Source organism: Cupriavidus sp. 96C5-1, assembly GCF_057798855.1.
Map to the genome: position 1 here is coordinate 26,704 of NZ_JBYOJU010000004.1, position 16,103 is coordinate 42,806.

At 63.8% G+C, this 16,103-nt stretch carries 18 protein-coding genes and 1 pseudogene; 4 read left to right on the forward strand and 15 right to left on the reverse strand.

Translation table 11 applies throughout. The features are described from left to right. Positions 1 to 13: 13 nt before the first annotated feature. From queD to AC3FOF_RS06915, 12 genes and pseudogenes are all read right to left on the reverse strand, one after another. Complete coding sequence (gene queD / locus AC3FOF_RS06860; RefSeq protein ID WP_017228512.1) at positions 14 to 490, reverse strand: 6-carboxytetrahydropterin synthase QueD; 477 nt, start codon at positions 488 to 490, stop codon at positions 14 to 16. A gap of 25 nt (positions 491 to 515) precedes the next feature. Then, entirely contained in the window at positions 516 to 1,163 is a 648-nt protein-coding gene (queE, locus tag AC3FOF_RS06865; RefSeq protein WP_276264871.1) for a 7-carboxy-7-deazaguanine synthase, read from the reverse strand. 170 nt (positions 1,164 to 1,333) lie between these two features. Continuing rightward, positions 1,334 to 2,011: pseudogene (locus AC3FOF_RS06870) on the reverse strand (LysR substrate-binding domain-containing protein); the annotation flags it as partial. Between the two features lie 49 nt (positions 2,012 to 2,060). Continuing rightward, the gene (locus AC3FOF_RS06875) at positions 2,061 to 3,257 is read right to left on the reverse strand and encodes an MFS transporter (protein ID WP_488726133.1); all 1,197 of its coding nucleotides are present in this window, start codon (positions 3,255 to 3,257) and stop codon (positions 2,061 to 2,063) included. 208 nt (positions 3,258 to 3,465) lie between these two features. After that, the gene (locus AC3FOF_RS06880) at positions 3,466 to 4,047 is read right to left on the reverse strand and encodes a TetR/AcrR family transcriptional regulator (RefSeq protein WP_035813909.1); all 582 of its coding nucleotides are present in this window, start codon (positions 4,045 to 4,047) and stop codon (positions 3,466 to 3,468) included. A 149-nt stretch (positions 4,048 to 4,196) separates the two neighbouring features. Continuing rightward, on the reverse strand, positions 4,197 to 4,703 hold the full coding sequence (locus AC3FOF_RS06885; RefSeq protein ID WP_035813907.1) for a DUF1993 domain-containing protein: 507 nt from the start codon (positions 4,701 to 4,703) through the stop codon (positions 4,197 to 4,199). Positions 4,704 to 4,858: 155 nt separating this feature from the next. Beyond that, entirely contained in the window at positions 4,859 to 5,473 is a 615-nt protein-coding gene (locus AC3FOF_RS06890) for a PqiC family protein (RefSeq protein WP_017228506.1), read from the reverse strand. Beyond that, the gene (locus tag AC3FOF_RS06895; RefSeq protein ID WP_488726294.1) at positions 5,470 to 7,071 is read right to left on the reverse strand and encodes a PqiB family protein; all 1,602 of its coding nucleotides are present in this window, start codon (positions 7,069 to 7,071) and stop codon (positions 5,470 to 5,472) included. The genes AC3FOF_RS06890 and AC3FOF_RS06895 overlap by 4 nt, the downstream gene beginning before the upstream one ends. 49 nt (positions 7,072 to 7,120) lie before the next feature. Continuing rightward, the gene (locus AC3FOF_RS06900; RefSeq protein WP_488726134.1) at positions 7,121 to 7,864 is read right to left on the reverse strand and encodes a paraquat-inducible protein A; all 744 of its coding nucleotides are present in this window, start codon (positions 7,862 to 7,864) and stop codon (positions 7,121 to 7,123) included. Then, entirely contained in the window at positions 7,861 to 8,472 is a 612-nt protein-coding gene (locus AC3FOF_RS06905; protein WP_017228503.1) for a paraquat-inducible protein A, read from the reverse strand. The genes AC3FOF_RS06900 and AC3FOF_RS06905 overlap by 4 nt, the downstream gene beginning before the upstream one ends. A gap of 297 nt (positions 8,473 to 8,769) precedes the next feature. Further along, the gene (locus AC3FOF_RS06910) at positions 8,770 to 9,435 is read right to left on the reverse strand and encodes a DUF3313 domain-containing protein (protein ID WP_488726135.1); all 666 of its coding nucleotides are present in this window, start codon (positions 9,433 to 9,435) and stop codon (positions 8,770 to 8,772) included. Between the two features lie 523 nt (positions 9,436 to 9,958). Further along, complete coding sequence (locus tag AC3FOF_RS06915; protein ID WP_488726136.1) at positions 9,959 to 10,552, reverse strand: TetR/AcrR family transcriptional regulator; 594 nt, start codon at positions 10,550 to 10,552, stop codon at positions 9,959 to 9,961. A gap of 302 nt (positions 10,553 to 10,854) precedes the next feature. Here AC3FOF_RS06915 and AC3FOF_RS06920 point away from each other — a divergent pair, with 302 nt between their 5' ends. Further along, complete coding sequence (locus AC3FOF_RS06920) at positions 10,855 to 11,202, forward strand: hypothetical protein (RefSeq protein WP_017228499.1); 348 nt, start codon at positions 10,855 to 10,857, stop codon at positions 11,200 to 11,202. A gap of 422 nt (positions 11,203 to 11,624) precedes the next feature. Further along, complete coding sequence (locus tag AC3FOF_RS06925) at positions 11,625 to 12,026, forward strand: hypothetical protein (RefSeq protein ID WP_488726137.1); 402 nt, start codon at positions 11,625 to 11,627, stop codon at positions 12,024 to 12,026. A gap of 346 nt (positions 12,027 to 12,372) precedes the next feature. Here AC3FOF_RS06925 and AC3FOF_RS06930 read toward each other — a convergent pair whose 3' ends face one another. The 3 genes from AC3FOF_RS06930 to AC3FOF_RS06940 are packed head-to-tail and all read right to left on the reverse strand — an operon-like array spanning position 12,373 to position 14,069. Beyond that, on the reverse strand, positions 12,373 to 12,786 hold the full coding sequence (locus AC3FOF_RS06930; RefSeq protein WP_276263358.1) for a putative toxin-antitoxin system toxin component, PIN family: 414 nt from the start codon (positions 12,784 to 12,786) through the stop codon (positions 12,373 to 12,375). Next, positions 12,776 to 13,225 (reverse strand): type II toxin-antitoxin system Phd/YefM family antitoxin, encoded by a 450-nt coding sequence (locus AC3FOF_RS06935; RefSeq protein WP_488726138.1) that lies wholly within the window; start codon positions 13,223 to 13,225, stop codon positions 12,776 to 12,778. Before AC3FOF_RS06935 ends, AC3FOF_RS06930 begins: the two co-directional genes overlap by 11 nt. Continuing rightward, a complete protein-coding gene (locus AC3FOF_RS06940) occupies positions 13,194 to 14,069 on the reverse strand; it encodes a LysR substrate-binding domain-containing protein (RefSeq protein WP_017228495.1) in 876 nt (291 codons plus the stop codon). The genes AC3FOF_RS06935 and AC3FOF_RS06940 overlap by 32 nt, the downstream gene beginning before the upstream one ends. 100 nt (positions 14,070 to 14,169) lie before the next feature. On the opposite strand from AC3FOF_RS06940, the gene AC3FOF_RS06945 reads away from it, so the two are divergent. Further along, positions 14,170 to 15,048, forward strand: coding sequence for an HpcH/HpaI aldolase/citrate lyase family protein (locus AC3FOF_RS06945; RefSeq protein WP_488726139.1), 879 nt, complete (start codon positions 14,170 to 14,172; stop codon positions 15,046 to 15,048). A gap of 36 nt (positions 15,049 to 15,084) precedes the next feature. Continuing rightward, positions 15,085 to 16,089: a tripartite tricarboxylate transporter substrate binding protein gene (locus AC3FOF_RS06950; protein WP_276263355.1), complete on the forward strand. Its 1,005-nt coding sequence runs from the start codon at positions 15,085 to 15,087 to the stop codon at positions 16,087 to 16,089. Positions 16,090 to 16,103: the final 14 nt, after the last annotated feature.

A 16,103-nucleotide genomic window follows, 5' to 3' on the forward strand; every position in this document is an offset into this window, starting at 1 on the left:
GCTCGGAGCCGCCTCAGTCCTGCGCGGGCAGGGTGAAGGCGGCGCTGACCTCGGCCCAGCAGTTCGGGGTCTCGAACAGCACCAGCCGCGTCAGCTGCAACTGGTGGCCGAAGCAATCCTTGAACACCGGGGCAAGCATGTCGAAGGCGATCTGCGCCAGGTTCTCGACGGTGGGAATGGCGTCCAGCACGACCGTCTTGTGCCCTTCCATGGTCTGCAGGAAATTCAGCAGCGCGGTATCGCCGCGATGGATCAGGAAGGCGTGGTCCCACTTGGAGACCAGGTGCTCGGTGGCGAGCGCCTTGATATCGCTGAAGTCCAGGATCATGCCTTCATCCGAGGCGCCTGCGCGATGCAGCACCTCGCCTGACAACGTCAGGTCCAGGCGATAGCGATGGCCATGGATATTGCGGCACTGGCCGCCATGGTTGGGGATACGGTGGCCGGAGTCGAACTCCAGCCGGCGGGTAATGGAAACTTGCTTGTTCATGGGTGCCGATGAGTGCCGGAGCGATTTACCGGATGCCTAGCATCTTGTGGGTTTGCAGCGAGAGGCGCCAGCGCGGGCGGCGCTGGCAGAACGCCACCGCCAGGGCGGTATTTTGCCGTGCCAGCGGGCCATCCATGGCCTGCACCAGGAAATGACGGAAATCAAGGCGCTCGTATGCGGCGAAATCCTGGCCATCCTGCGGGATCACCACCTTGAGCTCGTCGCCGTGCGTGACCACCAGTTCGGCGCCCATCTTGGGGCTCACGCAAACCCAGTCGATGCCCTCGGGCACCGGCAGCGTGCCGTTGGTCTCGATGGCGATCTCGAAGCCGCGCGCGTGCAGTGCCGCGATCAGCGGCGCGTCGAGCTGCAGCAGCGGCTCGCCGCCGGTACAGACCACCAGCGGCCGCCCCGCGCCGCTGCCCTCCACGTCTTGCGGCCACTGGGCCGCCACCATGTCGGCAAGGGCCTCGGCGGTGCGGTACTTGCCGCCCTCGGTGCCGTCGGTGCCGACAAAATCGGTGTCGCAGAACTGGCAGACCGCGCTGGCACGGTCTTCCTCCCGGCCGCTCCAGAGATTGCAACCGGAGAAGCGGCAGAACACTGCGGCACGGCCCGCGTTGGCGCCTTCGCCCTGCAGTGTGTAGAAGATTTCCTTGACGGCGTAAGTCATGCTGGCTGGTAAAGCGATAGGTGATGCTGTGGGTAATGCAGTAATAATACGGCCAGTCATCGTGCGAAGCGCGCCGGCATGACGCCCCGGCGGGGGTGGGTCCCGGCCGGCGCGCGGCGAATGCCGGATGGACAACTGGCGGCTGATGGCTAAAAACTGCGGCTAACCCGCTATTTTCGCACAGGAGCGCAATCGGCTCCAGACATCGGCCCGCCCCACCGCCTGGCCTGGTTCTCCGCCCACCCTGCCTGGCGCAGCCGCTCGCCCGCGAAATCCAGGAAACTGGCGATGCGGGCCGAAAGCTGGGTGTCAAGGTAATAGACCGCGTTGATCGACTGCCGTTCGTCGATGGTATCGCGCGCCAGCACCTGGACCAGGTCGCCGCGCCGCCGGTCCGCATCGGTCATGAAATCCGACAGGCAGACCAGCCCCTCCCCGGCCAGCGCCAGCTGGCGCAAGGTCTCGCCGCGGGAGGCCGACAGATGCGGCGTGATCCGCACCTCCTCTCCCATGACGCCGCGCAGGGGCCAGCGATTGAGCGAATCGGGCTGGTTGAAGCCGAGCAGGCTATGCCCGTCCAGGTCCCCCACGGTCCGCGGACGGCCCCGCGCCTTGAGATAAGCCGGGCTGGCCAGCGGCCGCGCATGGAGCGTCGAGTCGCGCAGCGCGCCGATGCGGATGGCCACGTCGGTGCGATGTTCCAGCAGGTCGATGATCTGGTCGTTGGTATTGAGCTCCAGCTCGATCTCGGGATAGTCACGGCGGAACGCCGCCACCAGCGGCATGATCGCATGGAGCATGAAAGGTGATGCCGCATTCACCCGCGACCGCCCGGCCGGCCGATGCCGGCCGGGCGGTTCCATCCTGTCGGACCAGCGGCCTTGTTTCACCGCCGCATCAGCACAGGGAATCCGGCGCCGGTCGCGCCGATTCCAGTGCCGGCACACCGCCCCTTCGCCTTGATCCCAGGTAGGGCAAAAGACTGAGCAGCCCAACCACCGCCAGGCCAACACCGACCCACAGCGGGGAGCGCAATCCGTAGCCGGCGCCGATACCGAGTCCGCCCATCCACGATCCCACCCCAAGGCCGATATTGATCACCGACGTATGCACGGTATTGACCAAGGGTCCGGGATGCGCGGTCCTGATCACGCGGGCGATCATGGCAGGATTCATCGGCACGCCGGCCAGGCCGATCAGGACAAACCCGGCGACGGCGACGATCTTGTTGTCCGCGAAGCCCGCGAACACCGCCAGCGTGGCAGCCAGGACGGTCAGCCCGCCAAGCAGGATCGGGATCGCATGCCTGTCGGCAAAGCGCCCGACCACGGCGTTGCCCACCACGTTGGCCGTGCCATAGACGGCCAGCAGGACCGGCACGGCGGCGGCGGAGAAGCCGGCAACCTGGGTCGCAATCGGCGCGAAGTAGCTGAAGGCCGCAAAGGTGGCGCCGATAATCAGCGCGCTGGTGGCGAAGGCCGCCCACAGGTGGCGGTTTCCAAAGGCCGAGAGTTCGGCGCCGAGGCTGACCGCTTCCGCCTTGCGCGACGCCGGCACCATGGCGGCAATGACGCCGCCGCACAGGACGGTCAGCGCCACCACCAGCCAGAAACTGGCACGCCAGCCGAAATGCGCGTCGACCACCGTGGCGATCGGCACGCCAAACACGGTGGACAGCATCAGGCCGCCGAGGACGATAGAGGCCGCCCGCCCTCCCGACGCCGGGCCGACGATGTCGGCGCAGATCGCCAGCGCCACGCCAAAGCAGGCCGAGCCGGCGACCCCGGTGACCACCCGCGCCGCCGCCAGGGTCCCGTAGCCGCTCGCCATGGCGGCAAGGGTCCCACCCACGGCATAGATCAACAGGAGCCAGAGCAGCGCACGTTTGTGCGGAATATTCATCCGCAACAGGCCGAAGGTCAGCAACGGCCCGCCGATCACCATCCCCGCCGCGTAGAGCGAGATGAGATAGCCGATTTCGGTCACGGTGACGTGGAACGCGGCGGTCAGGGACGGCATCATGCCGGCCACCATGAACTCCGAGGTGGTAAGCGCAAAGATCGTCGCGCCCAGGACGTAAATCACGATTGGCATCGGAACACTCCTTGAGGAAACCCGTGGAAGCAGCACGCCCGCCGAACCTCGGCCAGCCATTAAGGCAACGGCCCGGCTCGACATTATTTACTGATCAGTACAAAATAAAGCAAAGAAAAGCGGCCACATAGACCGCAGAGCGACAAAGACCTTCAACTTCCCATCAAGCCGGAAATCGCCGCCCCAACCACGTTCGGGCCGCGCCCGCCTACAGCCTGGCCAGGGTCCCCTCCAGCACGTCATGCAGCAGTTCGCCGTCCGCCATGGATTGCCCGAGCACGCGCAAGCCGTAATAGCTGCTCATGAAGGCCCGGGCCTGTTCCAGCGCCGGGCGCCCGGCGGAAAAATCGCCCGAACGCTGTCCCAGCGCGAAAACGTGACAGAGCATGCCCTCGAAGCGGGCGCCGTACTCGTGCGTGATCTCCCTCACGGCGGGATCCTTGCGGCCGCGCTCCATGGCGGCAAACAGCGCCATGCAGCTGCGCGGGTGGGGACCCGCAAGGTCTTCCCCGATCCCCCACTCCAGCAAGGCGCGCAGCCGCTCCCTGGGCGTGCCCGGTCCGTTCAGGATGCCGGACTGGATCTGGATGCCACGCTCGTGATAGAAGCGCAGCGCCTGCAGATAGAGCGCCTGCTTGTTGCCGAAGGCGTTATACAGGCTGCCGCGGCCCAGGCCGGTACGTTCGCACAGCGCCTGCGTGGAGCTGCCCTCATAGCCGTGCGACCAGAACACGTCCATGGCCGCCTCGATCACGTCCTCACCCTCGAACTCGCGGGGCCTGCCGCTCATGCCTTGCTTCTCCATGGTGGTTTGCGCGTGCCGCCGGAACGCCGGCGGGACACCTCGCGGGAGGCGGCTCAGGGCCGCCTTGCGGATGATATGCCAGTTTATTTGTACTGAACAGTAAAATATTCAGGCCGATGCACCGCCGCGCCGGCTCACGACAGGCCGAGATAATCGCGCTTGCCGATCGGCACGCCCTTGTGGCGCAGGATGTCGTAGGCCGTGGTCACGTGGAAATAGAAGTTTGGCAGCGCGAAACCCAGCAGATAGGATTTGCCGTCGAAGGTGACCGGATTGGGCCGCAGCTTGAGTTCGATGGTGCGGGTTTCGCTGCCGTCGAGCTGGGCGGGCTGGATGGTCTTCAGGAACGCGACCGTCCTGGCAATGCGCTCCTGCAACTCGGGGAAACTGGTCTCGGTATCGGCAAAGGACGGCATCTCGATGCCCGCCAGCCGCGCCGCGCAACCCTTTGCGCTGTCGCTGGCACGCTGTACCTGGGCCGGCAGCGGGTCCATGTCCGCCACCAGCCGGGTCTGGATCAGGTCCGCCGGATCCATGCCCTGTGCCTGCGCGAACGCGGCGCCCTTGTCCAGGATGGCCGACAGGTTGTCAAATGCCCGCAGAAAAGCCGGGATCGATACTTCATACATGGAGAGTGACATGGGGGTGTCCTTGTGTAGGCTGATGGCTGCCGGAATGGCCGGACGCGCATCCTGCCGCCGTTCGCGTTCCACGCTAGGACAGCGGATCCGGCAATCATCGATGCGCGACATGGGGAGGATAAACCGTTCCGTCAATCTTGCTCAAAATCCATCCATCACGATCGCAGTGAGCGCACTGCCGCCGAGATGTCGGCAGCGGTGTTGATCACGACCTGCTGATAGGCGGCTACAACGCCATCCACGCCGCCTGCGGCGGCCAGGTCCGCTCGTGTGTGGCCCACCGTCACCTTGCCGTCGGGCAATCGGCGTACGGTCCAGTTGACGATGGCGCTGACGCGTTCGTCGATCTCGGCATCGATCTGCACCACTTCGGCACTGACGCGATAAAGCGACGCCACCCCGGACCTGCCATGCTGGTAGGTATCGACGGCGCCCAGGCTCACTTGCAATCGCTGGGACAGCGCGTCGCGGAATTCATCCGGAAACGATACCGGCCAGCGATCTTGCTCCAATAGCCTGAGCCTGCCACTGCTGTTGCTCAGAACAAGATTGGCCCGGTTGATGCGTTCCGGCACGCGCACGGGTGCCACTTCGATCCATACAGGCTCCGGAGCCTGGCTGGGCACTGGCGTGGTCGCTGGACGAACCTCCGCCGCCGGTGACAACGTGTAGTAGCGCGCCTCGGGCGACGCGCAGCCGGCCAGCCCAGCGGCGGCGGACACGATCGCCAGAGCCGCAGCCGGCTGTAGCAGATTGAGGCGTCCGGTCATGGTTTCTCCTGATCCGTTTTTTTGCCGCGTACCACCGCTTCCGGATGCCCTTCCAGATAGTCGGTCAAGGTACGCAGCGAGATGGCGGTGCGCGTCAGCTCCTGCATCATGCGGCGCGCGTCTTGTTGCATCGGCGCGTTTGTGTCCAGCGCGCCGTTGGCCGCGTGCAGCGTCTTGCGTGCGTCCTGCAGCGCTACGGTGACTTGCGGGATCACATCGCCGTTGAGCTGGGCAGCCAACTTGTCGGCATTGCTCAACATCTTGTCCAGCGACGCCATCGTGGTCCGGACGTCCTGGCCGATCTGCTCGAATGGCACCTTGTCCAGCCTGGAGACGATGTTGCCCAACTTGGTCTGCAGCTCGTCGAACGTGCCGGGCATGGTGGGGAGCTCGGGCACGGGGTTGTCCAGGCTGAGCTTTGCCGGCGGCGCGTTGGCGAAGAAATCAAAGGCCACAAAGACCTGGCCGGTCAGCAGGTTGCCGGTGCGCAGCTGCGCCCGAAGGCCGCGCTTGTTCAGTGCATCCGCGATGCCCCTGGCGTAGTGCTTATCCGCGAGGTCGCGCGCGCTCAAGCCAATGCGGGAAGGATATAACTCCACTACGACGGGCATGCGGAAGGCCTTCTTGTCGCGCTGGTATTCGATGCCGATCGATCTTACCTGCCCCACCGCGATGCCGCGAAAATCCACCGGAGCGCCAGGAGACAAACCGCGCACGGACTGGTCGAAGTAGAGCACGGCCAGCGCCGGCGCAAGTTCGTCGGAAGCCTTGAAGGCGCTGGCCTGGTCGCTGGCGAGCATGAACTGGGTGTTGTCTCCCGCCACGGCAGTGGCCTTGGAATCGTCCGGTGCCTGGAAAGCAACGCCACCGAGCAACATGGTGGCAAGCGACTGCGTGTTGAGCTTGAACCCACCCGAGTCAAGCTTGATATCGACGCCGCTGGCGTGCCAGAAGCGCGCATCCGCGGTGACCATCTGGTCGTAGGGTTTGTTGATGAACACCCGAACCGACAGATCCCGGCCATCGGGATTGAGCTGATAGGCCACCACCTGTCCGACCTGCACGCGCCGGTAGTAGACCGGGGAGCCGATATCGAGGGAACCAAGGTCGGCGGCGCGCAGCACGAATTGCTTGCCGGAGGCATCGGTGGTGACGACAGGCGGCGCTTCCAGCCCGGTGAAAGCGCGTCTGCGCACCTCGGACCTGCCGGCGTCCACGCCGATATAGGAGCCGGACACCAGCGTCTCCAGGCCCGAGATGCCGGAGACGGCGATCCTCGGGCGCACAACCCAGAAGCGGGTGTCCCGGGTCGAGAAACGCTCGGCATCGCTAGTCAGCTCGACGGTGGCGACGACATGCGAACGGTCCGGCGCCAGGTGCAGTGACTTGACAAGGCCGATATCCACGGCCTTGTAGCGCACCGGGGTCTTGCCGGGAATGAGTCCTTCGGCGGAACGGAAGCTCACGGTGATCGTCGGGCCGCGCTCGACCAATGCGTGGATCAGCAATGACAGCGCGATCACGGCGGCGACAACGGGGATCAGCCAGACGATCGAGGGCAGCCAGCGCCCGCGCTGCCGGCGCTCCGGCCCGGGCATCGGCGGCAACGGCGGCACGGTGGAAAAAGACGGAAGGGGCACGGATGCCTCAGGGTCGGACATGTCTTGCATCCAGCGAATCCCACAGCAGGCGTGGGTCAAAACTCAGTGAAGCCATCATGGTGAGCACCACCACGGCGCCGAAAACCATCGCCCCGTCTCCGGGGACAATGGTCGCCAGCGTGCCGGCCTGTACCAGCGAGGCCAGTAACGCAACCACAAAGATGTCCAGCATCGACCAGCGGCCAATCAGTTCAACCAGGCCATAGAGGCGGGTCTGCTGGCGGATGCGCCAGCTTGAGCGGAATTGCACGGTGAGCAGCAACAGGGTAAGGATCGTCATCTTCAGGAGCGGCACAACGATGCTCGCAATCAGTACGATGATGGCGAGCAGATTGGCGCCTGACATCCACAGATAGATAACGCCGGAGAAGATGGTGTCGCGCTGCGTGCCGAGGATGGATTGCGTCACCATCACTGGCAGCAGGTTGGCAGGGATATAGAGCATGCAGGCCGCCAACAGAAAGGCCCATGTGCGGGTCAGGCTCCGCGGTTTGCGCTGATGCAGGGTGGCGCCGCAGCGGTGGCAGGGTTTGCCCTCCAGCTCGCGCCGGCTGAGCGCGGCGCAGGCGTGGCAGGAAAGAAGACCCAGTGAGGCAGCCGTGCGCGCCCTGGGCTGCGGCTTGCCCCCGTCACCGGCCACCTCTGCGGCGAGCCGGCGCGACCGTGCCAGGGAGGCGCCGGAATCATCGTCATCTGGCGCTGCGGCTGCTGTGGCGGCAGCGCTCCTCATCGCGGCGGCTCCTCTTCCAGGTACTGCCAGAGGTCGCGCGGGTCGAAGGAAAGCATCACGGCGAGCACGATCGTCAGGGCAGCGAACGACCACAGGGCGACGCCCGGCAGCACCCGGGCAATGGTCGAGAGCTTCACCAGCGTGACCAGCACGCCGATCATGAAGACCTCGAGCATGCCCCACGGCCTGGTCCGCTGGATGGCGCGGACCAGGCGGCCGAATCCCGGAGGCATGCGGCGCAGGGCCATCGGCACCAGCAGGTAGAGCATCATCAGCATTTCGGCAAGAGGAAACAGGATGGTGGTGGCGAACACGAGGATGGCCACCGGCATCATATGGCCAGCGCAGAGGGCCTGTAGCGCGCCCCACAGCGAGGTCTCGGTGCGCACGCCCTTGAGATCCATCTCGACGATGGGCCAGGCGCTTGAGAGAATGAACAGGATCAGCGCGGTCACCATTAGCGGCAACTGGCGCTGATAGGCGCGCTGACTCTCGCGATACAACAGGCCGCCGCAACGCAGGCACAGCGCTCGCTCGCCTTCGGCGAGATCAGCTTGCTGATGAACGGCGTCGCAATATGTGCAGGCGATCAGGTGCGGGAAGCTCATAGGGTGAGCCGAAGCGTCCCGCTTCACGAAGGGGGGCATTACGATACCTCACAGGCGCAAAGCAGGCTCGCGCGTCGCAAAGAGAAACAGGACGTGTTGTCCTCGGCTACGCTGATTACGGCATCGCAAGCCACTGCGCCATCTGGCCGGCTATCCAGCCGGAGCCAATGCAGAGCGCCACCCAGGCAGCGACAATCGCAGCACAGCTTCTGAGGTCCATGACTCAACTCCGACTGGATGCCGCTTGCTGCTCAACATAAGGGCAGCCAGCAAGCGGGATGCGCGGCAGCGACGTGGTCACCGGAGTTGTTCTAGGAGCGCGTCCGCACCTTTATCGATGCCAGTCTTGGACGCAGTCAATGCGCCGAAATTCGCGACCACGTTCATTGCATTGGGGTATTGCTTGGTGATGTATGCCTTGAGAAGCCGATTGCTCTGCGCATCGAATATCTCGACGGCGTAGATGACATAGCCCGTCATCGCGCCCTCTCGCCCCCGGATTGCCTGCACCCCGTTGTAAAGCCCGCCAGCAATATCGAAGCGCAACAATGGCCCGAGGACAGGTGTGGTGGTATTCGCACCGGTCAGTGTCAGCTTCAGGCGCAACGTATCCCGGGCCGGGCTGTTCACTACAGCAAAGCGGGTTTTAAGTCTTTCGGAGAATTGCGATTGCATGTAGCTCGCAAGCGCAGATTTGTCATCAGCGGACATATCTTCGAACTGATGGTCCCGGCCTTTGTAGATCTCGACCGGGTCAACGATGATAGCGGTGTATTTCCGCCAGTCCACCGTCGTCGCATAGCTATACGGCATACGCCCGGCTTCCTCTTTGGCGTTGGTTGTCAGCACGGCTGACGATGAGATTCCGGAATAGGCCACAGGCCTGGTGCTCGCGCAACCTGTCATGACAGCGGCAAGTAGTGCGATCACCAGAAATCGTTTCGCTTTATTGGAGGCGAGCATTTGAAATCCCTTCATTTTTTACCCGACGGACCACTTTCGCTATTGAGCGGTGGTCGGAGGCCATTTAATTGATGGATGAGCCATGCTTGCTGATCCAAGCAATGGTCGACTCTGGATCTATTCCTTGGACCGTGAAACAGCCCCTGCAAACGGGCGCACGAATCCACGGCGCCAAGAGGCACCAATGTTTCGCGTTATCCATGGAAGCGCAGGACTCTGACGTAACGAGCACTGCCTTGGGATGCGAGTATAGCGTCTCGCCTTCAATTTGCAAACCATATAGTTGGTTTGTTTTTAAGAAGACAAGTGACTGAAGGCAAACAATGGTTGGACGTTGGGGACGCGAGACGGGAGGGAGAGACGGGCAGACGGAGCCTGCGCGGTGCCACCCGAGCTTGCGTTATATCGGCAAGCCCCGGGGCTCCTGCTTCAGATCAGACGCATTGCGCGTCCGTCGGCGACAACCTGGCTGCCGCCCGGGCAGATATTGCCAACGCCTTGCCACGCACCGTCCGTACGCGGATTACTTTCTTTTCGTGGACTTCGGCTTCGGCTCGGGCTGCGTTGACCAGGCCTGGCTGTCGAGCAACCGGTCGAACAAGCGAGCGCGCTCCTCCGGCGCAAGCGGGCAGAGCCCCAGCATCGATGCGAGCATCATCCCCCGGGCGGCATGCCAGCGCAGCAGCGCCAGATCGGGATCCGCAGCCTCCTCCTTGATGCGTACCACCTTCTCGACCGTCTTCTCCCTCACCACCGACAGCAGTTCGGGGTTTTCCGCAATGGAGCCAAGGATGGCAACGACGAGCGAATGTGGATGGGAGATGGATTCACGAAACGCCAGGATCTGCTCGGACAACTGAGCCTCGGGATTCCCGGCGCCGGCAGCGGCAAGGTAATCCTTCTCGAACTTGTCGAAGTACTCGATCTGATGCTCCAGCAGGGCCTCCACCACGGCAGCTTTTGTACGGAACTGGTGCATCACCCGGCCCTTGCTGATCCCGCCCTCTTGCGCGATGGCATCGATCGTGAGCCGGCCGGGGCCCTCGCGCGCGATAATGGCGATTGCCGCGTCGAGGATAATCTGGCGGGATCGCTCCGAGCGTACCGCATTCTCCATAGTCCATCTCCTCTGCGGAGGGCTGCCCCCCCTATCGAACCCGCTAACATAACCGCAATCCCGCCCATAAACAATATTTTTATATTGTTTTTTGCGACTGCCGCCCCCTGCTGCACGCAGTTGCGCAAGCTGCGAACGCAGCGCGGCACATCACCAAGGACCGCCACCCGGCCACCTTCCAGGCTATCCGCTCGGTGCCAGCCACAAGATCAAGCAGAGTCTTTCCCTCACAAAGGGGGTATTTGCGCCCCACGCCTGCGCGCTAGGATGCCAGCGGGATAGCAGAGACCGGGAGGCCCCATATGAGACTGATTTCCTTTCTTGCACTGGTGCTGGTATCCGGCGCCGCCAATGCCCAGCTGTACGGATACAAGGCTGCCGGCAGCACGGGCTACGGCGGCTATGCCAGCAGCTCACAGCAGCGAAGCAGCACCGCGTACGGCTCGTCGGGGCAGAGCCAGGGAACCGCCTCGCTCTCCGGGGTGAACGGTGCCATCACGCAGCGCTATAGCAACGCAACCTCCGGGCATAAGTTGAGCGATATGTCTTCCGCGGAGGATGGAGACAGTGCGCGGCGTTACGGCGGTTACGGCAGCACCGCCCGTTCGGGCGCGTCGACCGGCGACGGAAGCGCCCAGTCGCACAGGTAATACGTAATACGGCTATCCCTCGCACCGCCATTGCAAGAATACCCCTCGCCTTTGGGGCAGATTGCAGCGCAGATGTATGCCACATTTCGTGCGGGCGGTTTAAGCGTCCGCCCGACGTCACTTCTCCCCGTGGGGGTCTCCCCTACGGGGCTTTTTCGTTTGCCGAAGGTGAGCGGCTGGCCTGGACGGGCCGCGCCGGATGTGAGGTCAAGCGCTAGCAGGGGGTCAATGCCGGCCGCAATAAAGCCGAGCCCCAAGCCTCTTGGCCTGCCCTTTCCACGCCGCAGGACAATAGCGTGAGCCATGACCGGCCTGATTCCCGAACTCGCCGAAGGAAGGGGGCAACGGGATCTTCGGTGGCGTCCTGACTTAAGATACCGGATACCTTCTCCGGCTGAGGTGCGCATCGCCTCGATGACGACATGAACGCCCCCTTTCCGATTCGCAAAGCCTGTCCGCCTGGCGCCTGCATATGCGGCCAGGACGCCCTGCTGAAAGACCAGCACGCCGACATGCGGATCTTGAGGCTAACCACGGAAGAAGAGAAAAAACTGATCGCCCGCCTCGAGAGCCTGTCCAGTCTCTCCGACCTGAAGCACATGGAACAGCGCATGTATGCACAGTTGGGCATCGTGCTGACGATCGCGCCCGGCATCCACGAAGTCCGCACGATGCGCGGCATCCGCATCCAGGTGGAAGAGCAGCCGGGCTTGTGCCGCAAGACCCGGCAGGCGATTCCCGCGGCCATACGCCGCTGCCTCGAGAAACACCCGGATATCGCCTACGCGATCCTGAACGAGCGCGACCTGCTGAGCGGCACCTGAGGCCTCAGCGGGCGCCCGGTGGTTCGCCTTCACCGTGGCAACCGGCGAGACGAGCGGCCTGCCCGAAGATTTTCCGGTCCGTGCCAGGTCCCGGAAATGAAGCAGCCCGCACATGACAGCCCTTTGACCGGTTTTCAGCGTTGGCTTACAACAACATGTGGATTAGGTATCCCCTATATCAGATATTAGTATGATTTAATTCTCGCCTCGCAGCGTCGCTGCACCAATTATGCGCACGCTGCGCGAAACCGGAATGGGCCCCCCGCGCATTTCCGGTTTTTTTTCACCTGTTCCGGCTGTTCCACCCGCGCAAGCCCGGCATGAAGAAATCGCCCGGAGGCGGTTGCTATGGCCGTGTGAGAAAAGCTGCCGGACTCACGATATCGACGCCATGGAAAGGATGCAGAACCAGCAAATCCGCATCCCCCGCTACGATGGCTTCGGCCTCGCCATTGAGCGCGACATGGAGAAATTTGTCATCCTTGGGATCGCGGCATGCCGTCACCCGATGGCTGATCGGGACAACCCGGGCAACCCCTCCCAGCAGCCGCAAGAAATGCTGGCGATCCGCGATGGAAACGTACCGGTCGAACTTGGGCCTGGCCAGCACCGCCGCCAACTCGCCTAGCGTTTCCTCGGACAACAACAGTACGCCGGACACCAGCGCATGGTCCACCGCCCTTGCCGCCACACCGGAGGGAACAAGCAATCGGCTGACCAGCGCGTTGGTATCCAGTACAAACCTGCGATCAGTCGTCACTGGCCAGTAGCTCCGCCAGCCTTCCCTCCGTCATGCCAGCCGCGGCTGCCGAGGCGCCGACGACATCGCAAAACCGCTGGAACTCGGCCACATTCAGTTGTGTCAGGCGCCGATATTCCTGCATGGACATGACCACGGCAACGTCGCGCTTCTGCCGCTGAATAACGACCGGCTCGCGGGCTGCTGCTTCGATCACACTAGCAAGGCCCTGCTTGGCCTCGCTGGCCGTTACGGTCCGCATGGGCACCTCCAATCTGTACGTTTTGTACAAATTGTACTTCAGACCACCACTAGCACCAAGCGCAATCATCCAAAGCATGGATTGCCGCCTCTGTGAGCGGTAGCGCACAGCCATGCCGGCAATCCGAAGCGCGGCTTCTTGTGTCTCTATCCGGCACACCGCCTGATCACAATCGGGCAGCAAGGCGAGCCTGCTCAAGGAACGATCCGATCAAGCTTGCGCGGGACGAGGTCCTGCGCCATAGCACGCCGAAGCGGCGTGGTTCCGGCTCCGACGGCAGCGAAAGCTTGGCAATGTGCAGCGCCGACGTCAGCGGAGACGCGATATCCGGAACCAGCGAGACCCCCAGGCCACGATCCACCATCATTGCGATCGCGAGCAGGGAGCTAAGCTCGAAGCGCTCCTGCGATGGGGAAATACCGGCCTTGCGCAGGTAGGCATCAGCCTGCTTTCCGCCACCGAGAGTCCGGTCATATCGGATCAGCGGCCTGGTTCGCAGAAGCTCGTGGGGATCGGCCTTCCTGTCGCGCTCGGCGGCGAGCACGACCAGCGGTTCCTGGCGAAGCAGTTCCCATGCGATCGCTTTCGGCATCGGAAAAGGCGGATGCAGGCAGACGGCGGCATCGAGCTCCGACCGTTTGACCGCGTCATACAACTCGCCCGACATCGCCGACTGTATGTAGACCGACACGCGCGGGTGTTCGGCCGTGAAGCGCGCAAGCGCATCCGGCAGCAGGCTGTGGAGCGCCGTATTGATGGTCCCGATGCGCAGCTCGCGAATCTCGTCGGCCTGATTTACCCACCCCCTCAGGCTGTCGACTTCCCTGAGCAGTGAAACGCAGCGCTCTGCGAGACGGCTCCCTGACTCGGTGGGCGCCACCGTCCTGCCGGCCCGCCCGAGCAGCTTGGACCCGAGTTCTCGTTCAAGCACCTGAATCTGCTGGGAGATCGCCGCCGGCGTGACGTCGAGCCGCCTCGCCGCCTCGGCCAGCGAGCCTGTCTCGACGACCAGGGCAAACGCCTTGAGGTAGGCGGTTTCCATAGATTCTCTATTGAGCGAAGGTAGAAAAGCATAGTTTATCTTTTCTATGGATTGCCCGACACTGCACCGCATCCCACCGACACAGAGCCAGGTACTGACCATGAGAAGCAAGCTGTTCGTCCCCGCTTCGCGCCCCGAGTTTTTCCCGAAAGCGCTGGCAAGCGACGCGGACGGGCTGTCCTTTGACCTGGAGGACGCCGTCGCCGAAGACAGGAAAGCCGAAGCCAGGTCCCTCCTGTCGCATCTCCTGCGATCCACCGAAGCACGGGCGGCGTCCAAGACGCTCATTGTTCGCGTCAATGGCATCGCCTCGGGGCATTTCGAAGCAGATCTCGCCGCCGTCGTGGTACCGGGCCTGCACCTGGTGAATGTGCCGAAACCGGAGACCGGCGACGACGTCCGGCGTGCGGCGGCGGCAATCGAGCAGGCGGAGCGGGCCAACGGCTTTAGGGAAGCCGACGCCAAAGTCCGCCTGCTGCTCAATATCGAATCGCCGGTGGCACTGCGCCGCGCCGCCGAACTGGCAGGCGCGCACCCGCGCGTCGCGGGTCTTCAGCTCGGGCTTGGGGACCTGTTCGAGCCGATCGGCATTCACCGGCGCAACCCGGCGGCCATCGCGGCGGCCATGTTCGCCGTGCGGATGGCCGCGGGCGAGGCCAACGTCTTTGCCTACGACACGGTGTTCGCCAACCTTCGGGATGCCGAAGGCTTCCGCGCCGAGGCAGAGATGTCCAGGCAGATGGGTTTTCTCGGCAAGAGCTGCATCCACCCGAGCCAGATCGCGCTGGCCAACGCGGTCTATCGGCCGTCCGACGAGGAGATCGCGCATTCGGTGCGCGTCGTGGAGGCCGCCGCCGAGGCACAGGCCAGGGGGATCGGGGCCTACGTCGTCGATGGGAAGATGATCGACCCGCCCTTCGTCCGGCGTGCGCAGGCCATTGTCGAGATCGGCAGGCGGCTGGGGCTGATCGCGGCCTGACGCGGCCCTGCACAGAATAATGACAGGAGACAGAGCATGAATAAGACCACCAATACCTTACCGTCACGTGGGGCCGCGGGATGCTTCGCGCTGATCGCCGCTGCCGGCGCGCTGGCCGTATCGCCTCATGCGGGCGCGGAGAACGCGTATCCGTCCAAGCCCATCACCCTCATCGTTCCCTATCCGCCCGGAGGCTCGAATGACATTTTCGCGCGGATCGTGGCGAAGGAAATCGGCGAGGACCTGAAACAGCCGGTGATCATCGACAACCGGCCAGGCGCGAGTGGCAACACGGGAACCGCCATCGTGGCCAAGGCTGCGCCGGACGGCTATACCCTGGTCGCGGTGTCCTCAAGCATGACGACCAACGCTGCGGTGCAGGGCAAGCTGCCCTATGACGCCATCAAGAGCTTCTCGCCGGTCGCGATGCTGGCCCAGGGGCCCTTCATCGTGGCGGTCAGCAATGACTTCCCTGCCAGGACGCCCCAGGACCTGATCAACGCGATCCGGGCCAATCCGGGCAAGTTCAACTATGCGTCTTCCGGGCCCGGCAGCGTCAATCAGTTCGGCACGGAGTTGCTCAAGGCCAAGGCCGGCAAGCTCGCCATCACGCACGTACCCTACCGTGGCATGGGCCCGGCCATCACCGACCTGATCGGCAACCAGACGCAGGTGCTGATCTCGAGCGGACCGTCGCTGCTGCCGATGGTCCGGGCCGGCAAGGTGCGGGCGGTGGGCATCACCAGCCTGAAGCCGAGCCCCATCGCGCCGGACCTGGTGCCGATGGCGAGCGCGGTCCCCGGTTACGAGTTCGAGCTCTGGTGGGGGTTTCTCGCGCCGGCGGGTACGCCGCCAGCGGTCATCACGAGACTCAATGCTGCGGTGAACCACGCGTTGGCGAAGCCATCCGTCAAGGAAGCGATCCTCAGGGAAGGCGCCGTGGCGAAGCCCGGCACCCCCCACCAGTTCGCCGAGACGATAGCTGCCGATGTGGCCAGGTGGAAGGCACTGGCCAGGCAGCAGAACATTGTCGCTGACTGATTTCCTAGCTGATT